1 pseudogene is annotated in these 892 nt (G+C 64.1%); it reads left to right on the top strand.

Annotated elements, in window-relative coordinates:
* Positions 1-145: 145 nt before the first annotated feature.
* Positions 146-879: pseudogene (locus tag D7Y15_RS43650) on the top strand (IS5 family transposase); the annotation flags it as partial.
* Positions 880-892 lie beyond the last annotated feature (13 nt).

Here is an 892-nt window from a genome sequence, read left to right as displayed (position 1 = left end):
CTAGGGGGTGTCCCTAAACGAGAGAAGATGAACTGCGGCCGAGGGTAGCAGTCGTGCCCTCGGCCGAGCATCAGCAGGAGGGGTTGCACTAAAGCGGGGCCATTGCCTACCCCAGGGGATGCACCGACATGAACTCACCGACCAGGAATGGAAGCGCATCCGCCCGCTTCTGCCTCCGCGGCGGGGCCGGCACTCGCTCAAAGGCGAGCGTCTGTTTGTCAGCGCCGTGTACTGGCTCGCCCGCACCGGCAGCCCCTGGCGAGACCTGCCCGGTCGATATGGCAAGTGGAAGTCCGTGTACAACCGCTTCAACAACTGGTCGAAGCGCGGCGTGTGGGAGCGGCTCTTCAAGGAAGTGCAGCTCGAGTCGAATCCTCCCGTGCCGGGGGACGAAGCGTCCATCCTCGATGGCACCACCATCCGGGCGCATCTGGACGCCGCGGGAGGAAAAGGGGGGTCCAACACAACGCTCTGGGACGCTCTCGAGGAGGTTTTTCGACCAAGGTCCATGCCCTCGTCGACAGCCGAGGACGGCCACGCCATATCGAACTGACGCCCGGCCAGCGGCACGAGATGACCAAGGCCGACGACCTGATAATGCACGCGGTGGGCGCGGCCTGCATCGCCGACAGCGGGTACGATGCGGACTGGTTCCGCGCCCTGCTCAAGTTCTTCGGCATGAAGGCCGTCATCGCCTCCAAGCCGGAGCGCCCCAGAGCCCTTTCGAAGGACCGCAAGCTCTACGCCCTTCGTTATCTGGTCGAGCGGTTCTTCCATGGCCTCAAGCGCTTCCGCCGCCTCGCGACTCGATATGAGAAGACAGCCCGCAACTACCTTGCCCTCATCCACCTCGCCTGCACTCGGATGTGGCTCAATTAGGGACACCCCCTAG

Source organism: Corallococcus sp. AB030, from assembly GCF_003668965.1.
GTDB lineage: Bacteria > Myxococcota > Myxococcia > Myxococcales > Myxococcaceae > Corallococcus > Corallococcus exiguus.
The sequence above is the reverse complement of the archived record's forward strand: the minus strand, read 5'-3'. Positions and strand labels throughout refer to the sequence as shown.